A 17,390-nucleotide genomic window follows, 5' to 3' on the forward strand; every position below is an offset into this window, starting at 1 on the left:
CGCCTTTATCGGCTGGGACATGAACGCGGCGTTTTCCCTGGCCGACGCGCTGGGGATAGACCGTATGGCCGTGGCCGAGTTCCTGCCTGAAATTGAAACAGTCGCCATGGCGAAGATGAACGAAAAGGTTCGGGCTTCCGATGAATCGTGAAAAGAGCATCTCAGTTCGATTTGCCGCCGTTGGTGGGCAGATCGTCAAAGCTGAAATGCGCGATATCGGCACGGCGGGGCGCGAGGCGATGCAGGGGATCGCGTCGAGCACGGGGCCTGCATCGGCCGGCATCGATGTGGTCAGCTCGGCCGCCAGCGAGGCGCAGCGCAATCTGGAAGCCATAGCCGCGCGGGCAGGGCAAGCAGCCCGGGCCATGCGGACGACGGCAGCCGCCGCGACGCCGATGGTTGACCAGATCAACAGGCTGACCGGCGTTACCCCGGCGATCGGTCAAACCACGTCGGAATACCTGCGGCAAGGGCAGGTGCTCGATGATCTGCGGGCCAAGTACAATCCGATTTACGGCGTGATCCGTCGCTATCGCTCCGAGGTCTCCGAAGTCAGGGCCGCGCATCTCGAGGGCGCCATTTCCGCTGACGAAATGGCGGCCGCAATCTCACGGTCCCGGCAGGCGGCGCTTGGCAGCATCGCTGCCTACAAGGGGATGGCGACCAGCGTCACGCAGGTTGCCCATGCTTCGCGGGCGGGATCGATGCGCATGCAGCAGCTGGCCTATCAGGTCAATGACATCGGTGTGTCTCTGGCCGGCGGCATGAACCCGTTCCTTGTGATGGCCCAGCAAGGCACGCAGATCGCGCAGGTCTACGGTTTTGGAAATGGCGGAGTCGGGGGGGTCTTTCGGGATCTCGGCCGGATGCTTGGCGGTGTTGTCAGCCGGTTTCCTCTGCTCACGGCCGGTTTTGTGGCTGCGGGTGCCGCCATTCTGGGCATGCGTGCAGACATCAACGAAGCCCAGAACGTGACCGTCGGGTTCGGGGATGTGGCGCTGGCAACGTTCCAGGTGATTGGTCGCGGCATCAAGCAGTTTATCCAACCAGCGACAGAGCTTATCAGCGGGTGGTTCCAGACGGCCTGGGACAAGGTGGTAGAGAGCGTCCGGTGGTTGGGCAATGCGATCATCAACGGGTTCAGCCTCGTGGTCGAGGACATCAAGTTCTCGATCAATGTCATACCGGACCTGTTCTCGGCCGCGTGGAACAGCGCGAAGGAAATCGTCTTCAACGCGCTTGCCGACATGCTTGGCGGGATCGGTGGTTTCCTCAAGGATGTCGCGGAAGGCTTGAACAGCGTGTTTGGCACAGATCTGTCTGCGGGAGGCGCGCTGTTTGACGCAGCTGGTGGCGCGCGCACCGTGGCAGATGCGGCGGGTGTCCGGAAAGATGCCGCAACCGGTCGTATTGCCAATTCGCGCGACGGATACCTGAACAGGCAGGAGGAAATTCTGAATCGGGATCCATTGGGCGATTTCTACAACTCGGTCAGGGATCAGTCGGTTCGCAATGCCCGGAATAAGGACGAAGACGGAAAGGGGGGTCAGAAAGACAAGGTGGATGACCTCGTCAAGTCGCTGCAGAGCGAGCTGGCCGTGCTGCGGGAAACCGACCCGGTCAAAAAGAAGATGCTCGAATATGCTGACAAGCTGGCCGACGCGGCAGACATGGAACAGAAGCAGGTCGCAGATCTCGTTGCCCAGCTCGACAAGGCAAGAACGGGATACGAGGCGATTTCCAGATCCCTCGCCACCTATGCGGAAGAGGCCAAGCGCATTGGCGATGATATCGGCGACGCCCTGGCGGGCGGGTTCAAAAGCGCGGAAAATGCATTCCGGGACTTTGTCAGCGGCGGCAAGGCCGATTTCAAGAGCCTCGTGCAGAGCATGCTTGCCGATCTCGCTGTCTTACAGTTCCGCCAGTCAATTCTGGGACCAATTGCGGGCGCTTTGTCTGACGGGTTCATCGGCAAAGCAGTTTCCAGCCTTTATCTGCACGGGGGCGGCGATGTTGGAGCAGGCGGGCGCCAACGGACAGTCCCGGCAGCCTTGTTCGCGGGGGCGCAGCGCTTTCATGGCGGGGGCTTTCCCGGTTTAGCCAGTGACGAGGTTCCGGCGATTTTGCAACGGGGCGAGCGCGTCCAGTCCAAGGCAGAAGTTGCTGCCGGCAAGGCTGGTGGTGGCGTCCTGAAGGTCATACTGGGCGATGGTTTGAAAGCCGAATTTCTCAGCGAGGCGAATGAGGCCGCCGTGCAGATCAGCGATGCGGCGGTCAACTTCTATGACAAGAAACTGCCGGAGCGTGTCGCGACCATCAGAAAGAACCCAAGGATGCGTTCCTGATGCCGATCAGTTTTCCTCTTGGCCGGGGTGGTTTCTTCGGACAGCTTCCGGTCTCCGAGCAGCGCTTTCAACTGGGCGAAAACGTCGAGGTGTCCGGTCTCGGAGAAGGTTCGATTTTGCGCGACCAACTGGGGCCGCGGCTCTGGTCTGGGAACTGCATGATCGACCGGATGAATTTCGACGACGCGCGCTCGATCATCGATCGGATCGAGCTGCTGCTCGACAGCAACGGCTCGTTCCTGATCTGGCGCCTGGACAGCTCACATCCGGTGCTGGATCCGAAGGGCTCAATCATCTCTGGCGCCTCTCCGGAAATCCACCAGTTGGAGAGTAACAACGTAGAGCTTCAGATCTCGGGGCTTCCAGCTGGTTATGAGCTGCGTCGCGGTGACATGTTCTCTTTCCAATACGGGAGCAACCCGGTTCGGTACGCCCTGCACCGCGTGTCCACCAGTTCTGTCGTGGCGGACGGTAGCGGAACCACTCCGACGTTTGAGGTTCGGCCGCACATCCGACCAGGTGCCACCATCGGCGCAGCTGTCGAGTTCGACCGTCCGCATTGCAAGGCCATCATCGTGCCGGGCAGTTATCAGCCGGGATCGTCGCGACGCACGAAACTGCGCTCGATCTCTTTCGATTTTATCCAGACCCTAAGAGCCTGATGAGAAACCTCGCCGCACCAATTCTGTCCATGCTGCAGGCAAGGGCAGGGATGTATGCCTGCCTGCTGGTCTGGATCGAGGCAAAGGACAGAAGCACTGGCGTTCGGGAGCCGGTGGGCTTCTGGACTGGCGCGGACCATCAGGACTTCAATATTGGTGGGGAGACTCGCACCTATTATGGCGCCGGCGCGATGATCGGTACCGAGCCCATGACGGCGAATGTAGGCCTATCGGTGCGAACCCATACATTGAGGTTGTCGCATATTGCGCCGGAAGTGCGGCAGGCGCTGCGGGGATATGACCCACGGCTTGCGCCTGCCCAGATGCATATCGCCTATTTCGATCCGGCGACCCACAACCTGCTCGCCGACCCGGTTCGCGTGTTCAAGGGCAGTGTAAATGCGACGCCCATAACGACACCGGGTGTGGGTGGATCAGGTGCGGCCGAGGTCGAGCTCCTGAGTTCCGCTCATTCGCTGACCCGTCCGCTCGCGCTGAAAAAGTCGCACCACAGCTTGCAGGCCAGATCTCCGGGTGATGACTTTCGTCAATACGCCACCGTTGCCGGGACAGTGACAACGGTCTGGGGTGGCGTTCGCGCGAAAACCCCCTCCAAAACCACCGAGAAGACCCCGAAGCCAGACACGTCGTCGGAAGCGCCGGGCGATCCGGTCTACCAGGGCCCATGACGATGTGTGAGAAACCGCGCCGCCTTCCGGACTGGCAGAGACGCCTTGTCGATTATCTTGGGGCGTCCGTTCGCCAGCCCTTCAAAGAGGGTGTGCACGATTGTGCCTTGTTCCTTGCGGGCGGAGTGGAAGCCATGACGGGTGTCGATTATGCCGAGCCCTATCGCGGTCGATACAGGACGACACCGGGCGGTTTGCGCATCCTTCGTCGCGATGGTTTCGAAGATCATGTCGCCCTGGCGGCTCACCATTTGAAAGAGAAGCCCGTTGCCTTTGGATGCCCCGGCGATGGGGCGGCCGTGCCGACGCGCGATGGTCTCGCGCTCGGCATCGTTCAGGGCGAGAGCATTTACCTTCTGATGCCCGATCGGCTGGCGCTTGCGCCGCTGTTGTCGGCAACTCGCGTGTTTGAGGTTTAAGACGTGCCAGCAGCTGCAGCATTCTTAGGCGGTGTCATTGGCGCCGCCGCCCCGGCTATTGGCGCCGCCACGTTTGGTGCCTGGGCGGCTGGAACCGGATTTGCATCTTTCCTGACCACGACGTTCGTCGGAAAGCTGCTTTCGACGGTCGCGGTGTCCGCGCTGTCGATGGCGCTCGCGGATACCAGCACGCCAGCGGACCCAGGCATCAGAACGCAACAGACCTTGACGGGCGGTACCACGCCCGCGTCCTTCGTTATGGGCAAGTATGCGACCGAGGGGCAGATGGTCTGTCCGCCCATGTCGCACGGCTATCCGGGCGGCACGCCGAACCCCTACCTGACGTTTGTCATCGATCTCGGCGACGTGCCCGGGCAGACGCTAGAGAGCTACTTTATCAACGGCGAAGAGGTCGAACTTGGCGAGGAAGAACACGCCGAATACGGCGCGCCGGTGGTCGGGAAGTTCGAAGGCTACGCATGGATCAAGTTCTACGACGGGACGCAGACCGTTGCCGATCCCGGCTTACTGGCGAAATACAGCGACTATCCCGATCGGCCCTGGACGGAGAACATGGTTGGTACGGGCATCTGCTATGCCATTTGCACCTTCCGACTCAATAACTCGCTCTACAGCGGCTCCTTTCCCGCGATGCGCTTCATTGTTGGCGGTATCCCCCTCTACGACCCGCGCAAGGATTCGACGGTTGGCGGGTCGGGAGCGCACCGCTGGTCGGACCGTTCGACCTGGGAAGTATCAGAGAACCCTTTCGTTCAGTCCTACAACATCATGCGAGGCATTGAGCTTCCCAGCGGTGATATCTGGGGCGGCGAAATGGAGGCGGATGATTTGCCGCTTTCCAACTGGTTCGCTTCGATGAATGCCGCCGATGTCAGCACGGAGGCGACCGAGGACAATTTTGAGCCCGCCTACCGAACCAGCTATGAGGTCTATGTTTCCGACGAGCCTGCGTCGGTGATCGAGCAGCTTGGCAAGGCCTCGGCAGGCCGCTTCGCTGAAATCGGCGGTGTCTGGAAGTCCCGATGCGGCGGGCCCGGTTTGCCGTCGCATTTCATGACGGACGAAGACATCAACATCCGGGAAAGCCAGAATTTCGAACCGTTCCCTGGCATCGGCGACGCCTACAACGGTGTACATGCAAGCTTCCCAGATCCGGCCAACGCCTGGAACCCGCATGACGCCCCTCCACGGTATTATCCGGACTTCGAGGCCGAAGATGGGGATCGTCGCTTGGTCGCCGACCTTTCGCTGCCGGCTGCGCCTTACGGCGACCAGGTGCAACGGTTGATGGTTTCCTACATCGAGGAAGAGCGCCGGTTCCGCCGTCATTCCTTGTCGCTGGCGCCCGACGCGATCCCCCTCGAGCCGCTTGACAGCATTTCATGGACCTCCGCGCGCAACGGCTATGCCTCGAAGGTCTTTGAAGTGATTGGGTTCGTGGATCCGCTCCTGAACAGCAAGTTCCAGGTCTCTTTGCGTGAGGTGGATTCGTCCGACTATTCCTGGACGCCGGCAAAGTCTTTGCCGCGCGGATTGCCGACGCTGTCGGTCACAGAACCAGCAGAGTATGAACCGGGCGCGTGGTCGTTCACCAAGGGTACGGTCAAAGATGGCGCCGGAAGCGATCGACGTCCCGCTCTGGTGTTCGATTGGGCCGGGTTCGCAGAGGACGATGTTGCCGGCATCGCATATCGGGTTCGCACCAAAGTTGGCAGCGAGCAGGTTTGCCGGGGGACCGACATTTCCGGCACCAGCGGTCAGGTCAAAGTCTCTGAGGGCATCCTGCCCGGCACCGCCTACGAGGGCAGCATTAAGCTGATCCCGATCAGCGACCGAAAATCGAAATGGTCCGATTGGGAGGAGGCAACCACCGACGACGTTCGGCTCTCATCCGGCGACCTTCCCCTCGATGTCAACGATTGGTCGGTCGCGACGGACGACCCTATCGCGGTGTCTCTCTCCACCAGCCTAATCGATGACGGCCGCGCAGAAATCACGGCGATATGGGTGGCGGTGACGGATGCCGCCTATTACGAGCTCGGCATCACCCGCACTGGCGGCGGAGAGAATATCCTGCCCGTAGACGGCACCTCCTACAGCTTTGAGACCGCGCCGGGCGTTGAATGGTCGGTTAGGCTGCGCACGCGCAATGCGCTGAACAAGCCCTCGGGCTGGACGGCGAGCGAGACGCTGACCGCCGCGAGCGACAGCACGGCACCGCCGGTGCCGGGTCAGCCAAACCTGACGCCGAGCTTCCGGAGCATCTGGACCGAGTGGACCTTTGCCGGGGCGAGCGACTTCAGCCATTTCGAGCTCTGCTATAAAGCGACGGCCGGCACGCCGGCGGTCAGCACCACGGTACCGGTCATCGAGACGCCGTCAAAACGCTTTGAGATTGGCGGTCTGGACGCGGCCACGACCCGTTATGTCTTTGTGCGCGCGGTGGATACCTCGGGGAACAAATCGGATTGGTCCGTTGGCAGTTCCGCGACGACGCTTGCCGGTAGCTCGGCGGTCACGACGGAGGATCTCGAAGGGCTGATCGATCAGACGTCTTTTGCCTCCGGTCTCGCCGCGATCGAGATCGTCTCGTCGGTGCCGTCCGATGCCGATCCGGCGAACTTTCCCGGCCGGTCTGTCGTGGATACCAGCGACGGCATCGGCAAGTTCTATCGGTTCATAGGCGGCACCTGGACCTCGGCGTTCGATGGCGGCGATCTCACGATCAATTCGATCCAGACGGCATCCATCGCGGCCGGGGCGGTGAAGGCCGCGCAGCTTGACGCCGGGGCGGTGACCGCGCGCACGCTCGGCGTGGGTGACTTCACCAACATGATCCTGAACAGCCGGCTCGAGAATGACGAGGGGTGGGCATTCAACGGCAGCGTTGGGGTCGGCACCGATAGCGTCGCGACAACGCCCGGGGTGTTTGTCTATCCGGTCGATGTCACAAACCGTTACGCTTGGACCGAGATCCGCATCCCGGTTGAGCCGGGGGATCAGTTCTTTGCGCGGGCGAAGGCGCGCGGCGCCGGCAGCTTCGAGGCGCGGATAGTGTTCCGCTTCTATGACAAGGACGGGAGCATCCTTGAGCAACCGTCGAGCCTGCTGGCGGCGACCTCGAGCTATCTGTCCTTCAATCTCAGCCATACGGCGCCGGCCGGCGCGACGGAAATGCGCTGCGACTTCGGGCGCTCCGGGGGCGGTAGCGGCGCGGGATATATCTCGGCGCCGTTCCTGATGCGCAAGAACACCGGCGAGATGCTCGTCGATGGCGTTCTGAAGGCGAACCATTTTGTCACTGACGAGGCGGTGATCACGGTCACCGCGCAGATCGCAAACGCAATCATCACGAACGCGAAGATCTCGGATGTGAATGCCACGAAGATCACCGTCGGGGCGCTTGATGCCGGCATCACCGTCGGCCCGTCAGGCGTCACCATCGGAACGGTTGAGAGCCGCGCCGCGAACCCTGCCGCAAGGGTGAATGCGGGCACGACCTTGATCCAGCCGGGCAAGATCCAGATCTCCGGGTCCACGACTATTGAGGATTGGCGCCGGGCCGGAGATCAGACCAAGATCGATGGCGGTCAAATCTCGACCGCGACGGTCACGGCCGAGAAGCTGCAGATCGGTCTGCGCGGGCTCGCCGTCAGCGAGTTGAACTTCTCGACCTCGGGCAATGTGCTGAGCTGGACCGCCGGCAAGATCAAATACATCGACAACAACAGCACCGAGTCCACGCGCAACCTCTCGGCTGGCAGCTTCAACTATTCGGGCAGCAACGGCGTCGTTTATATCTACTGGACGCGCGGCGCGACTACGCTCAGCGCGAGCTTCGATCTGCCCCTCGCCAATACCGGAGAAAACGTGGTTCTGGCTGCCTATCGCGGTGGGCAGGATGTAAACCCGAACTTCGGTCGCACCATCATCGAGGGCGATTACATCGCGACTGGTGCGATCACCGCGGACAAGGCAGACTTTACTTCGCTTTCCGCGCTCGGTCTAACGGTCGATACCGCCGATATCGATAACCTCGCTGTCAAGAACGCGCAGATCGACAACCTGACCATCACTGCGGGCAAGGTCGAGTCCAATGGCATCACCAAGGTCCGGAAGTCGACCGGCACGAACCCCTCGATCACCTTCACGCCCAGCATCGACGGTGAAATGACCGCGATGGTCTGGCTCGATATCGAAACGGAAGGCGCCGGCGCTGCGACCGGAACTGTCACTTTGCGGATCGATGGCGACTCCTACGGGTATCTGAGCGTGAGACGAGAGGATCTCGCGCCAAGCACGAGTTACGCGCAGGAAACCGGCATGATCGTCTGGAAGATCAACACCAGCGCCGGTGTTTCAATGACCATCGATCTGCAGAACTCGGGCGCGACCATCAACGCCGCGTCGATCGTGGCCATCGAGACCAAGAGGTAAGACATGGATGTCGTCTATTTCGATCCCGCAACCGGGTTCATCGAGGCGGTGAATGATGTTCTCGATGCCGACGAAGCCGAGGAGAACATCCGGCCCGGCATTACCATGCTGTTCGGTTCTGCCGATCACCGCACGCAATATGTGTCAGGGGGTGCCGTAACTGACCGCCCGGCCGTCCCGCCGATGACCGGCACCTCCTACGACCTCAACCAGCTCCCGGCCGGATCTTCGATTGTCGTCGCGGATCCGGAAGGAACGGAAACGACGATCGCGGCACAGGATGACACGCTTCTGCTCATTGATGCCGGCACCTATCACGTTCGATCGATCTCGCCCTTTCCGGCGATCGATTTTGCAAGCGAGGTAACCGTTCCATGAGCCCCATCGAAGTTGGCATCGATCAGGTCGCCCGCAAAGAGCGCATGACGGCGCTTGTTGATGCCGAGCGCGACAAGCGCATCGCGGCCGGCTTTGCCTATGCCGGCAAGGTGTTTCAGTTCCGAGACGAAGACAAGGCACGGATCACCGGCATGGCGACGCTGGCGGGCTTTGCGATCGGGCAGGGCGCGCTTGCCGGCAACCTGCTCTGGCATGGCGGCGTCGATCCGTTTGAATGGATCACGCTCGACAACACGACGATCGAGCTCGATGCGCCCTCGATGTTCGCTGTCGGCCAGATCGGGGCCGAACATGAGCGGGCCCATATCTTCGCCGCGCGGATACTGAAGAACATGAACACGATCCCGGCCGATTTCGAGGCGGATCTCTACTGGCCGGCGCGCCCGTAAGCGCAACAGGGGGCAGACTTGAACGACTTTTTCGGAGACGAGACCCGCTGGATCGCGCGGGCTCTCGGGGCGTTTCTCGGTGTCATTGCCTCGATGATCATGGTGGCGCCAAAGGGCACGAAGAACGCCTTCTATCGCTTGTGGATCGGGATCGTCATGGGCGCGATCTTCGCGCCGGTGGTTGATGACATCTGGTTCCTCGGCGGGCTTGGCGGGGACGACTTCGATCATACGCTGGTGCGCTCGGCCGTGGCCGGCTTCGGCGTCTGGTTCGTGCTCGAGTTCACCGCGCGGATGATGAGCTCGACCGACTGGCTGGTCGAACTGGCAAAGGAAGTGCTGCGCCTTCGGGCCAATGGGAGTGACCGGAAGTGATCCTCAGTTTCCTGTTCCTGATCGTCGAGCCGATCTCGGCCTTGATGCTGCTCGCCCTTGTGCTGCGGTACCGGCACACGATGGGCATCCATCGCTACGCGCGGTTCTTCCTGGCGATCCTTGCTGGCGGGCTGGTGCTGCACGCGGCCGGGCAGGTCGAGATCCTGATGAAATACCGACCGCCGCGCACCTATGCCTGGGTGCCGATGTATCTCGCGCTGAACGGCGCGATCTGGACCTCCTACCTGACCGATCGATATCGGCGCAAACGAGCCTAGAGGAACGTCACATGAATTTTGATGTGCGCCGGGTGCAGTCCCGGCTCGCGGATCTCGGATTCAATCCGGGACCGATCGATGGCCTGCGCGGTCCAAAAACCGACGCGGCGATTATTGCCTTCAAGCGATCCAAGGGGCTGCGGCCGCGCGCCTACGTGGGGCCGATCACTCTTGCGGCGATCAAGGCCGCGTGGCGCGCTCAGCGCCAGCTGGTGACCGATGCCAGCTTGCCGTGGGTGGATATCGCCGAAGGCGTGCTCGGGTTGCATGAGACCCGGGACAATGCCGAGCTGAAGCGCTTCCTCGCGTGCGACGGCCATGCGCTCGGAGATCCGGCCGTCTTCCCGTGGTGCGGCGATCTGATCGAGACTTGCATCCGCGTCGCGCTGCCGAATGAACCTTTCCCGGGGGCGCTCGGGCAGAACCCCTACTGGGCGCTGAACTGGCGGCTCTTCGGCATCGAGACTGTGCCGACCTTTGGTGCGATCTGCAGCGTCGAGCGCAATGGCGGCGGGCACGTGTTCTTCCTGATGGGGGAAGACGAGACGACCTGGTACGCGCTTGGCGGCAACCAGTCGAACGCGGTCAGCCGGGCGCGGATCTCGAAGAGCCGCAAGCTCGCCGGTTGCCGTTGGCCCGCGACCTATCCGGAGCGGCCGATCTTCCTGCCGAGGATGGAACCCGGCGATCTCACCCTCACCACGAACGAAGCCTGAAAGGAGGCTGACATGACTGCACTGTTTAGCGGGCTGTCCCTGCGGATGGTCCTGTATCTCGTCTTTGCCATGATCGCGGGGCAGGGGGTTGCCGTCTTCGATCCCGAGGCCGGCACGCTGACCTTCCACCTGAAGGATCTCGAGACCCTGCTGGTCGGGCTTGGCGGCTATTTCGCGACCTTCGCCGGCGGCCGTGTCGCCAAGGCCAAGGGGGGCACCACGTGATCGAGGGGCTGATCGCGCAAGTCTTACCGTGGATCCTGACGATCCTCGGCGGGATCGCGGCTGCGCTCGTCTACGGACGGCGCGAGAGACGGAAAGGCCGCGTGGAAGAGCGGCAGAAAGCCAAGGAGCAGGATCATGAAAAAGCGACTGCCATTCGCGATCGCGTCGATCGCGATCTGCCTGACCGCGTGCGCGAGTACGACGGGGCCGGCTACCGAGACTGAGGCCGAGATCTGCCGGCAGTGGGGCGCCTCCCTGCCGACAAGATCCCGGCAAGACACCAACCAAACGCAGGACGAGATTCAGACCACCTATGCGGCCTTCGCGCTCGCCTGTCCTGAGTGGGCGCATCTGGTGCCCTGACCAACTTCACCTTGTCCATGAAAGGGAACACAGATGGCCAAGCATGAACTGCAGACCGTTACCAATGCCGATCCACAAGAGATCACCGCAGGGGATGTGACGCACATCTCTGTTCAAAATCAGGATCGGGGGCGCATCTTGCTCCTCTATCCTAGTGTCGACGGGGTGGCGCCGATCGAAGGCGCTGCCAGCATTCAGCTGCCGCCGGGCCAGATGTTCGTGAATGAAGCGCTGGTTGATCTGTTCCCGGGCGTCAGCGGGGTGAACCGGGTCTTCGGACAAGCGCCATCCGGCAAAGTCGTCGCGCTGGTCAGCCATGCGTGACTTCATCATCGGTCGCGGCGGCGGAAGTTTCGGCATCAAGTCGAAGCGCCGCTTCCTGCGCAGCGTGCTGCAATCGGTGCTCGAGCGCGAAGGCGACGGCACCGTCACAATTTCCACTCTTGCTGAGCCTTGGACCGCCCGCGTCACGCGGGAGGACAGCGGCGAAGTGACGATCTCGGAGTAAGCAATGGCACCTAGAGATTTCCGCTACCAGATCGACGATGGACCATGGGTCTACGAGACGCAGGAGCTTCCGTTCACGATCGAGGGCGTGACAAACGCGAATGCCTTCAAGGTCCAGCCCATCGGCGCCGTCGTTTCTGTCGATCCGATCGCCACGATCACCGCCGTCATCACGCCGGTCATGCCACGTGTCTATGAGGGTCAAACCCTTAGCCAGATCGATAACTGGTCGGACTTCGTCAGCAACGAGAATTACGACTCCACCGTCGGCGGGATTGACCGTGTCGAGATGACCTTCACCGGCGATGCGGTGGATGCGGTCACGCCCTTCGTTCTCGGCGAGAGTGTCGGTTTCACGGCGCGTGCCGTCAACGAGTTCGGGCAGGGCGAAAGCTTTGTCACCGTCCAGTCGGAAGTGGAATACCGCGAGATCGTCACCATCACCGGCGCGCTGATCGACGTGGACGTCAACGAGATCGTGCCTGATGCGGTTGTTCTCGACCCGATCACGCTGGAAGAAAGCGGCACGTCCTATGATGCCACCTATACCGGGCTGACGGCCGGAGACACGCGCAATCTCCCGTTCAACTTTGGCGCATTGAATGACGCGGGCTTGCCGTCGTTCGAGATTGTGGATGGGGTGGCCACTGGCGATATCGGCCTCTGGATGTGGGACACGTCAGTCGCTGAGGAACTGACCGTCACACACCGCTGGACGTCGGACGGCACCATCATTCCTGGCGAGACCGGGCAAACGATTGCGGATGTCACCACCTATCCCGGTGTCCTGAAGTATTTTCCGCAAGTCAGCGACGGCGTTACGACGCGCGAGGCGCTGTCGCTCGGGTCGTTGATCGAGGGCGGTGCAACCATCTACGCGCCGACCGTGAGCAAGATCGGCGACGCGCCGTCGAACCTCTACACGGCAGAAGCAATTTCCACCAATCCCGATACGGATTCCTTCGACTGTGGCGCGGCTGAAGCGGGCAAAGAGCTCGTTATTGTTTACTTCTACGGGGTCAACTTCTCCCGGGGCGGGGCAAACTTCCCGCTCGACATCACCATGAACGGTACGGACACGCCTCAGACCATCTTGAGCGTGGCTGACGATCGATTCAAAGTCGCCTTTGCGGCCCGCTATGACGTGTCGGCGGGCGGTGTTCACACCATGAGCACCATTCCCCATTCGGAGACGGCCGATCCTGAAAGCTGGAATGGTTACCAGCGGCAGGCATACCTGGTCAGCAACCATACCGTTATTCAGGCGCTGCCGCCGACAGGCACGAAGGCGACCTTTGGTAACAAGCCAACGGATCTTTCGGCCTCGGTCAAGAACGGCTCGAGGATCATTGGCGGCTGGCGCGGTCTGAAAGATGCCGCAGGCACCGATGCCGACCTGACCGGGCTGACTCAAGACGGGCCGTTCTGGTGGACCGGCACCAATCAAGATCAGGGCTGCTATTTCCTCGAGGCGACATCCGGCGCCGAAGAGACCCGCGCCATGTCCTTTAACAACATCCTTAACGCGGCGAGCTACAACGGCATTCTTGCGCTGCTGGAGATTTACTGATGCCTAAGATTTCTGGACCCAAGCTACGCGGTAAGAGCGGTCGCATTCGTCAAGGCAACCGCGCGCCGATCACCTTCGAGAACTTCGGCATTCAGGCTCCCGCTGCGCCTCCGTCGAACGTCCTGTCTCTGCGCAATAACTACATCGTGCCGGAGGGTGAACCTGACGAGGTTGAGATCCTGAGCGTCACGGACGACCACAAGGCATTCGTCCGCGCTGACAAGGTGATCTGCCTCGATCTTCTGGACGAGTACCTTGAAGGCGGCAAGACGATCACCGTCAACTATTCCAAGAAAAAGGATGGCGTCACCACTCTTGAGCAGGCGGTGCTTGACGTTGCCCAATCGCCCAAAGGCAACGGTTGGTCCGATGGTGACATTTATATGCTTGAGAAAGACCCGGCGACAGGGCTTTCCAAGGTGGAGCCAAGCGAAAAGACCCGACGTATCTTCGTCGTGCCCAACGGGACAGAAGGCGCGATCACCATCAACGAGGTCATGACGCGCGAAAACAAGTATTACGGGCAAGCGACCCTTCACATCGCCTATGGTCTGGCCGCGACCGGCGAGAACGGGGCAGCCTATGGCAGCAGACCCGATCTTGCGATCACGCAGAAGGCGCTTGAGGACGCGTGGAATTATCTCAAGCCGCTCGATAACGAATACAACATCTGGATCCTCTGGCAGCGCGGCCATAGCTACGACAATACCGTCATCCATTGGGCCGAACAGCGTGGCGAGTCCGCCCTGCACCCGTCGAAGTCTGGCGCCTGGGGCGTGGGTGCGGACCCGGTCTTTACAAACACCCGTGGTCCAATCCGGAACACGAACAAAAAAGCCCGCAACATTGTTGTCGAGAACTTCCGTGGTCAGGGCATCTACCTGGATGATGGTGCGGCGAACGTCATCGTTCAGGAGTGCCATTTCTACGGGAAATCCCAAGAAGCGCACCCGATGCAGGTCAATGCCGCGCCGTTCAACTTCGGCGTGACGTTCCAGGAGTTCACCATGTCGCATATGCGGCTGGAACACCCCTACAAAACGCCTGATTGGGATCGTGGCCTTGCAGACAAGATTGCCGGGGTCTACGTCTCCTACTCCGCGAATACGGTCATCGCGAACTGTGCGGTTGATCATCACGGCTGGGGCGACGGCTACCGGGCCGACGCGGTTTATTATGATGAATCGCTCGACGAGTTTTTCGAGCAAATTCCGACGATGGGGTCGCACGACTTCTACCTGCAATATGATAGCTGCTGGACCTACGTGGACAGCGTAACGCTTTCACGCGGTTCGCTGAACGGCTTGCAGGCGCGCTCGGGCGGCATCATTCAGAACGTCGTGCTGATTGCGAACAACAGTCACCTTCTCATCGGTGACGCCGATACGCTCGTCAATGGCTCCTATGCGCGTGGCAACGGGAATAGCTACACCTTCGTCGACAACGTGGTCATCCACAAAGCGGGGATGAAGCAGTGGTGGAATATGGCTGACGATGAACCGTCCGTCTCGCTTCTGCAGGGCACCGGCATTTCGGATCAGGATGAATACGCCACCTACGACCGCATCGCGGTTGTGAACATGGACCCGATCCGCGACGACATTAACATCATGACCGGCCCGGACAGCATCGGTCCTTGCGCGGCCTACGCACCGGGGAACATCAGCCTTTACAAAGCCATTGGCGACAAGGTTGGCCCGGTCTACGAGCCGGATCTGACGCGGATGAATGTTCAGGTCGCCAATTGGGACCGCCCGGCCTCTGAGGGCGCAAAGGGCTATGAAGACGTGAATATCCCGGCAGGCGTGACCGAGCAGGATATTCAGGACGCCACGGCAGAGAACTTTGCCGACATGAAGGCGGGCACCAGCGGCAACAGCTATATCGACCTTCTCGACCGCTGGAACACACCCGGCGAACGCCCGTGGGACGCGCCGCATGGCGCGCACGAGCTTGAAGAATTTATCGACTTCATGCGCGACAAGCTCGGTAACGACGTGACCCGCCGCGCGACCGGTACAACGGTGTTCTTCAATCCGCCGGCCGATGGGAAATCCCCCGGCAACAACGCCTTCGTGCGCCGCGATTGGTCCTCGAAAGACTGGCCCGGCACATGGCCCAACGACAGCGTGAACATGGGCAAGTATGCCAATGTCGTCTGGAATCTCACGCCCAAATGGCAGTTGCAGAACTTTACCTTCGAGGCTTCTGGCGAAATGCCGATCACAGCTGGCATCTGGGCGCCCCAAGGCACGATCACCGTCCACCCGGACGGGCAGACCTTTGACGTTCGTAAAGGCGGCAAGGCGCATCTGATGAACGGGTACAATGGCGCGAACCCGATGTACTTCAAGGCTGCGCAGGGGCGTTTCCTGAACGCCGGGAGCGTCGCCGGGAAGATCAGCGTATCGGCCTATCACGACGGCATTGCCGCTCTGGGTTTCGACGCGTCGAGCTTCACGGTCAGCGACGGCGAAGAGCTCGAGGTATTCGGCGGCTCCCGCGTGGGCTTCGACGGGGCTAACTCGGAAAGCGCCGCGCTTGTCATACAACCGGGCGGCAAGATCAGCTTCAAGCCGACGCTGCGCCTCTATATCGACGTGCCCGACGCTGGCCCATACTACCAGCCCAAGCGGGGCCACACGATTACCGGCCTCACTAGCGGCGCGACAGCCACCGTCCGCGATCCGCAGCTCCGCAACACGGACAAGCGCATGATCGTCGTGGACAACGTGGTTGGCACGTTCCTGCCTGGGGAAAGCCTTTCCTGCTTTGTCACCGTCAATGCGGATTTCCATCGCGGCGTCGTATCGGGCTTCGGAACGATCGACGAGGTTGTCGTCGTCGTTCCGGATCCGATCCGCAAATTCCCAACTGGCTTGAACGGGTTCGATGACGGCGAGGGCGGCGATAATCAGATCATCATGCCAAACGTCACCGTGCCCGTCACGATCAACGGCGGGACACTACAGGTCGACATTCTCAATTGGGGTGAAGGGGCGTTCCCGCTCGTTGCGCTCGATGCGATCGCCGGCGACTTCGATACAGTCGTGATCGACAACGGCGAGGATAAGGATGTGACGATCACCACGGACACCACTGCCAACACGATCAGCATGTCGATCGTTGCGGGCACGGGTCAGGTCAATCAGGCGACCGTCTGAGAAAGCCGATAAGCGCCAACCCGGTCAACAAAAGGGCGCCGCCGGCGGGGAGCGGTGTCTTCGGCATTTGAATCGCCATTGTCACGTCGTAGCCACCGCATTCTTTCATATCGCCACAATTGAAATATCCCTGATGGGAATAGTTTATGGTGCCACCGTCCAGCAGGTATGCAGAGAACACGCCGTAGGGTAACTGTGAAGACAAGTGGTATCCATTGTACAAAGCACCAAAACTCGCCTCACAGCTGATACCGCCGAGCGTGCATGTTGTGATCGCCACCAAATCGAATGTGCTGCCGCCTCCCGGCGAAATCGAGTTGGTCTCGATCAAGGCGTCATGCCATTGGCCATCTCGAATGCCAGAAAACTTAAAGAAAAAATCGTAGGGATTGTTGTCGTAGGTCACGGTCTGAGTGCCGGGATTGTTGAAGTCTCCCGGTTGCTGCCATCCTTCAGGGGTGTAGAACGTCTCCTCGGTCACTTTTACCTTGAATTCGTATCGAACTGTCGCCGCTTCGGCTTGAACAGCAAACATCAGGGCGCACAGCGCCAGTAGAAATTTCATATTGAACCCCCCAGTTCTATGTGAGTGCCACAGTTTAGGGGGCGAAGATTCGAGTCAATGAATTTGTTAAGTTAACGCTTTGGTTGGAAGACCGACTGCATCGCGACGCCAGACAGGACTATTAAACCTGACCTGCCCCCCTTCGGTCCCTCGTTCATAACGAGAGTCTGCGGGTTTGATCTTGATAATCATGGGTTTCGGTTTGGGCAAGCGCGCCGGGCGCGGAGCCCTCAAATTGCTCAAGCGCTCGGCGCGCTTGCAGTGGC

General features: G+C 60.8%; 18 protein-coding genes. 17 read left to right on the forward strand and 1 reads right to left on the reverse strand.

Going from position 1 to position 17,390, the window contains the following annotated elements:
* Positions 1 to 19 precede the first annotated feature (19 nt).
* The 17 genes from ACU0FH_RS02130 (at position 20) to ACU0FH_RS02210 (ending at position 16,559) form a co-directional block, all read left to right on the forward strand.
* The gene (locus ACU0FH_RS02130; RefSeq protein ID WP_446193150.1) at positions 20 to 151 is read left to right on the forward strand and encodes a DUF7697 family protein; all 132 of its coding nucleotides are present in this window, start codon (positions 20 to 22) and stop codon (positions 149 to 151) included.
* Positions 141 to 2,345 (forward strand): phage tail tape measure C-terminal domain-containing protein, encoded by a 2,205-nt coding sequence (locus ACU0FH_RS02135; RefSeq protein WP_446193151.1) that lies wholly within the window; start codon positions 141 to 143, stop codon positions 2,343 to 2,345. The genes ACU0FH_RS02130 and ACU0FH_RS02135 overlap by 11 nt, the downstream gene beginning before the upstream one ends.
* Positions 2,345 to 3,007 (forward strand): hypothetical protein, encoded by a 663-nt coding sequence (locus ACU0FH_RS02140; protein WP_446193152.1) that lies wholly within the window; start codon positions 2,345 to 2,347, stop codon positions 3,005 to 3,007. Before ACU0FH_RS02135 ends, ACU0FH_RS02140 begins: the two co-directional genes overlap by 1 nt.
* Positions 3,007 to 3,696, forward strand: a complete 690-nt coding sequence (locus tag ACU0FH_RS02145) for a hypothetical protein (RefSeq protein WP_446193153.1) — start codon at positions 3,007 to 3,009, stop codon at positions 3,694 to 3,696. The genes ACU0FH_RS02140 and ACU0FH_RS02145 overlap by 1 nt, the downstream gene beginning before the upstream one ends.
* 2 nt (positions 3,697 to 3,698) lie before the next feature.
* Positions 3,699 to 4,115, forward strand: coding sequence for a DUF6950 family protein (locus ACU0FH_RS02150; protein ID WP_446193154.1), 417 nt, complete (start codon positions 3,699 to 3,701; stop codon positions 4,113 to 4,115).
* 3 nt (positions 4,116 to 4,118) lie between these two features.
* Positions 4,119 to 8,573 carry a phage tail protein gene (locus ACU0FH_RS02155; RefSeq protein WP_446193155.1) on the forward strand — a complete coding sequence of 1,485 codons (4,455 nt, stop codon included), beginning with the start codon at positions 4,119 to 4,121 and terminating at the stop codon, positions 8,571 to 8,573.
* A 3-nt stretch (positions 8,574 to 8,576) separates the two neighbouring features.
* On the forward strand, positions 8,577 to 8,951 hold the full coding sequence (locus ACU0FH_RS02160; RefSeq protein ID WP_446193156.1) for a hypothetical protein: 375 nt from the start codon (positions 8,577 to 8,579) through the stop codon (positions 8,949 to 8,951).
* Positions 8,948 to 9,361, forward strand: a complete 414-nt coding sequence (locus ACU0FH_RS02165) for a DUF4376 domain-containing protein (protein ID WP_446193157.1) — start codon at positions 8,948 to 8,950, stop codon at positions 9,359 to 9,361. The genes ACU0FH_RS02160 and ACU0FH_RS02165 overlap by 4 nt, the downstream gene beginning before the upstream one ends.
* Before the next feature lie 18 nt (positions 9,362 to 9,379).
* Positions 9,380 to 9,736 (forward strand): DUF6107 family protein, encoded by a 357-nt coding sequence (locus ACU0FH_RS02170; RefSeq protein ID WP_446193158.1) that lies wholly within the window; start codon positions 9,380 to 9,382, stop codon positions 9,734 to 9,736.
* Complete coding sequence (locus ACU0FH_RS02175) at positions 9,733 to 10,014, forward strand: hypothetical protein (RefSeq protein ID WP_446193159.1); 282 nt, start codon at positions 9,733 to 9,735, stop codon at positions 10,012 to 10,014. Before ACU0FH_RS02170 ends, ACU0FH_RS02175 begins: the two co-directional genes overlap by 4 nt.
* A gap of 11 nt (positions 10,015 to 10,025) precedes the next feature.
* The gene (locus ACU0FH_RS02180) at positions 10,026 to 10,730 is read left to right on the forward strand and encodes an NlpC/P60 family protein (RefSeq protein WP_446193160.1); all 705 of its coding nucleotides are present in this window, start codon (positions 10,026 to 10,028) and stop codon (positions 10,728 to 10,730) included.
* 12 nt (positions 10,731 to 10,742) lie between these two features.
* Positions 10,743 to 10,955, forward strand: a complete 213-nt coding sequence (locus ACU0FH_RS02185; protein ID WP_446193161.1) for a hypothetical protein — start codon at positions 10,743 to 10,745, stop codon at positions 10,953 to 10,955.
* Positions 10,952 to 11,179 (forward strand): hypothetical protein, encoded by a 228-nt coding sequence (locus ACU0FH_RS02190; protein ID WP_446193162.1) that lies wholly within the window; start codon positions 10,952 to 10,954, stop codon positions 11,177 to 11,179. Before ACU0FH_RS02185 ends, ACU0FH_RS02190 begins: the two co-directional genes overlap by 4 nt.
* A gap of 172 nt (positions 11,180 to 11,351) precedes the next feature.
* Positions 11,352 to 11,642 (forward strand): hypothetical protein, encoded by a 291-nt coding sequence (locus tag ACU0FH_RS02195; protein ID WP_446193163.1) that lies wholly within the window; start codon positions 11,352 to 11,354, stop codon positions 11,640 to 11,642.
* Positions 11,635 to 11,826, forward strand: a complete 192-nt coding sequence (locus ACU0FH_RS02200; RefSeq protein WP_446193164.1) for a hypothetical protein — start codon at positions 11,635 to 11,637, stop codon at positions 11,824 to 11,826. Before ACU0FH_RS02195 ends, ACU0FH_RS02200 begins: the two co-directional genes overlap by 8 nt.
* 3 nt (positions 11,827 to 11,829) lie before the next feature.
* A complete protein-coding gene (locus ACU0FH_RS02205; protein ID WP_446193165.1) occupies positions 11,830 to 13,395 on the forward strand; it encodes a hypothetical protein in 1,566 nt (521 codons plus the stop codon).
* Entirely contained in the window at positions 13,395 to 16,559 is a 3,165-nt protein-coding gene (locus tag ACU0FH_RS02210) for a hypothetical protein (RefSeq protein WP_446193166.1), read from the forward strand. Before ACU0FH_RS02205 ends, ACU0FH_RS02210 begins: the two co-directional genes overlap by 1 nt.
* Here ACU0FH_RS02210 and ACU0FH_RS02215 read toward each other — a convergent pair.
* Complete coding sequence (locus ACU0FH_RS02215) at positions 16,540 to 17,124, reverse strand: hypothetical protein (RefSeq protein WP_446193167.1); 585 nt, start codon at positions 17,122 to 17,124, stop codon at positions 16,540 to 16,542. The genes ACU0FH_RS02210 and ACU0FH_RS02215 overlap by 20 nt on opposite strands.
* Between the last annotated feature and the right edge of the window lie 266 nt (positions 17,125 to 17,390).

The organism is Heliomarina sp. (assembly GCF_052826185.1).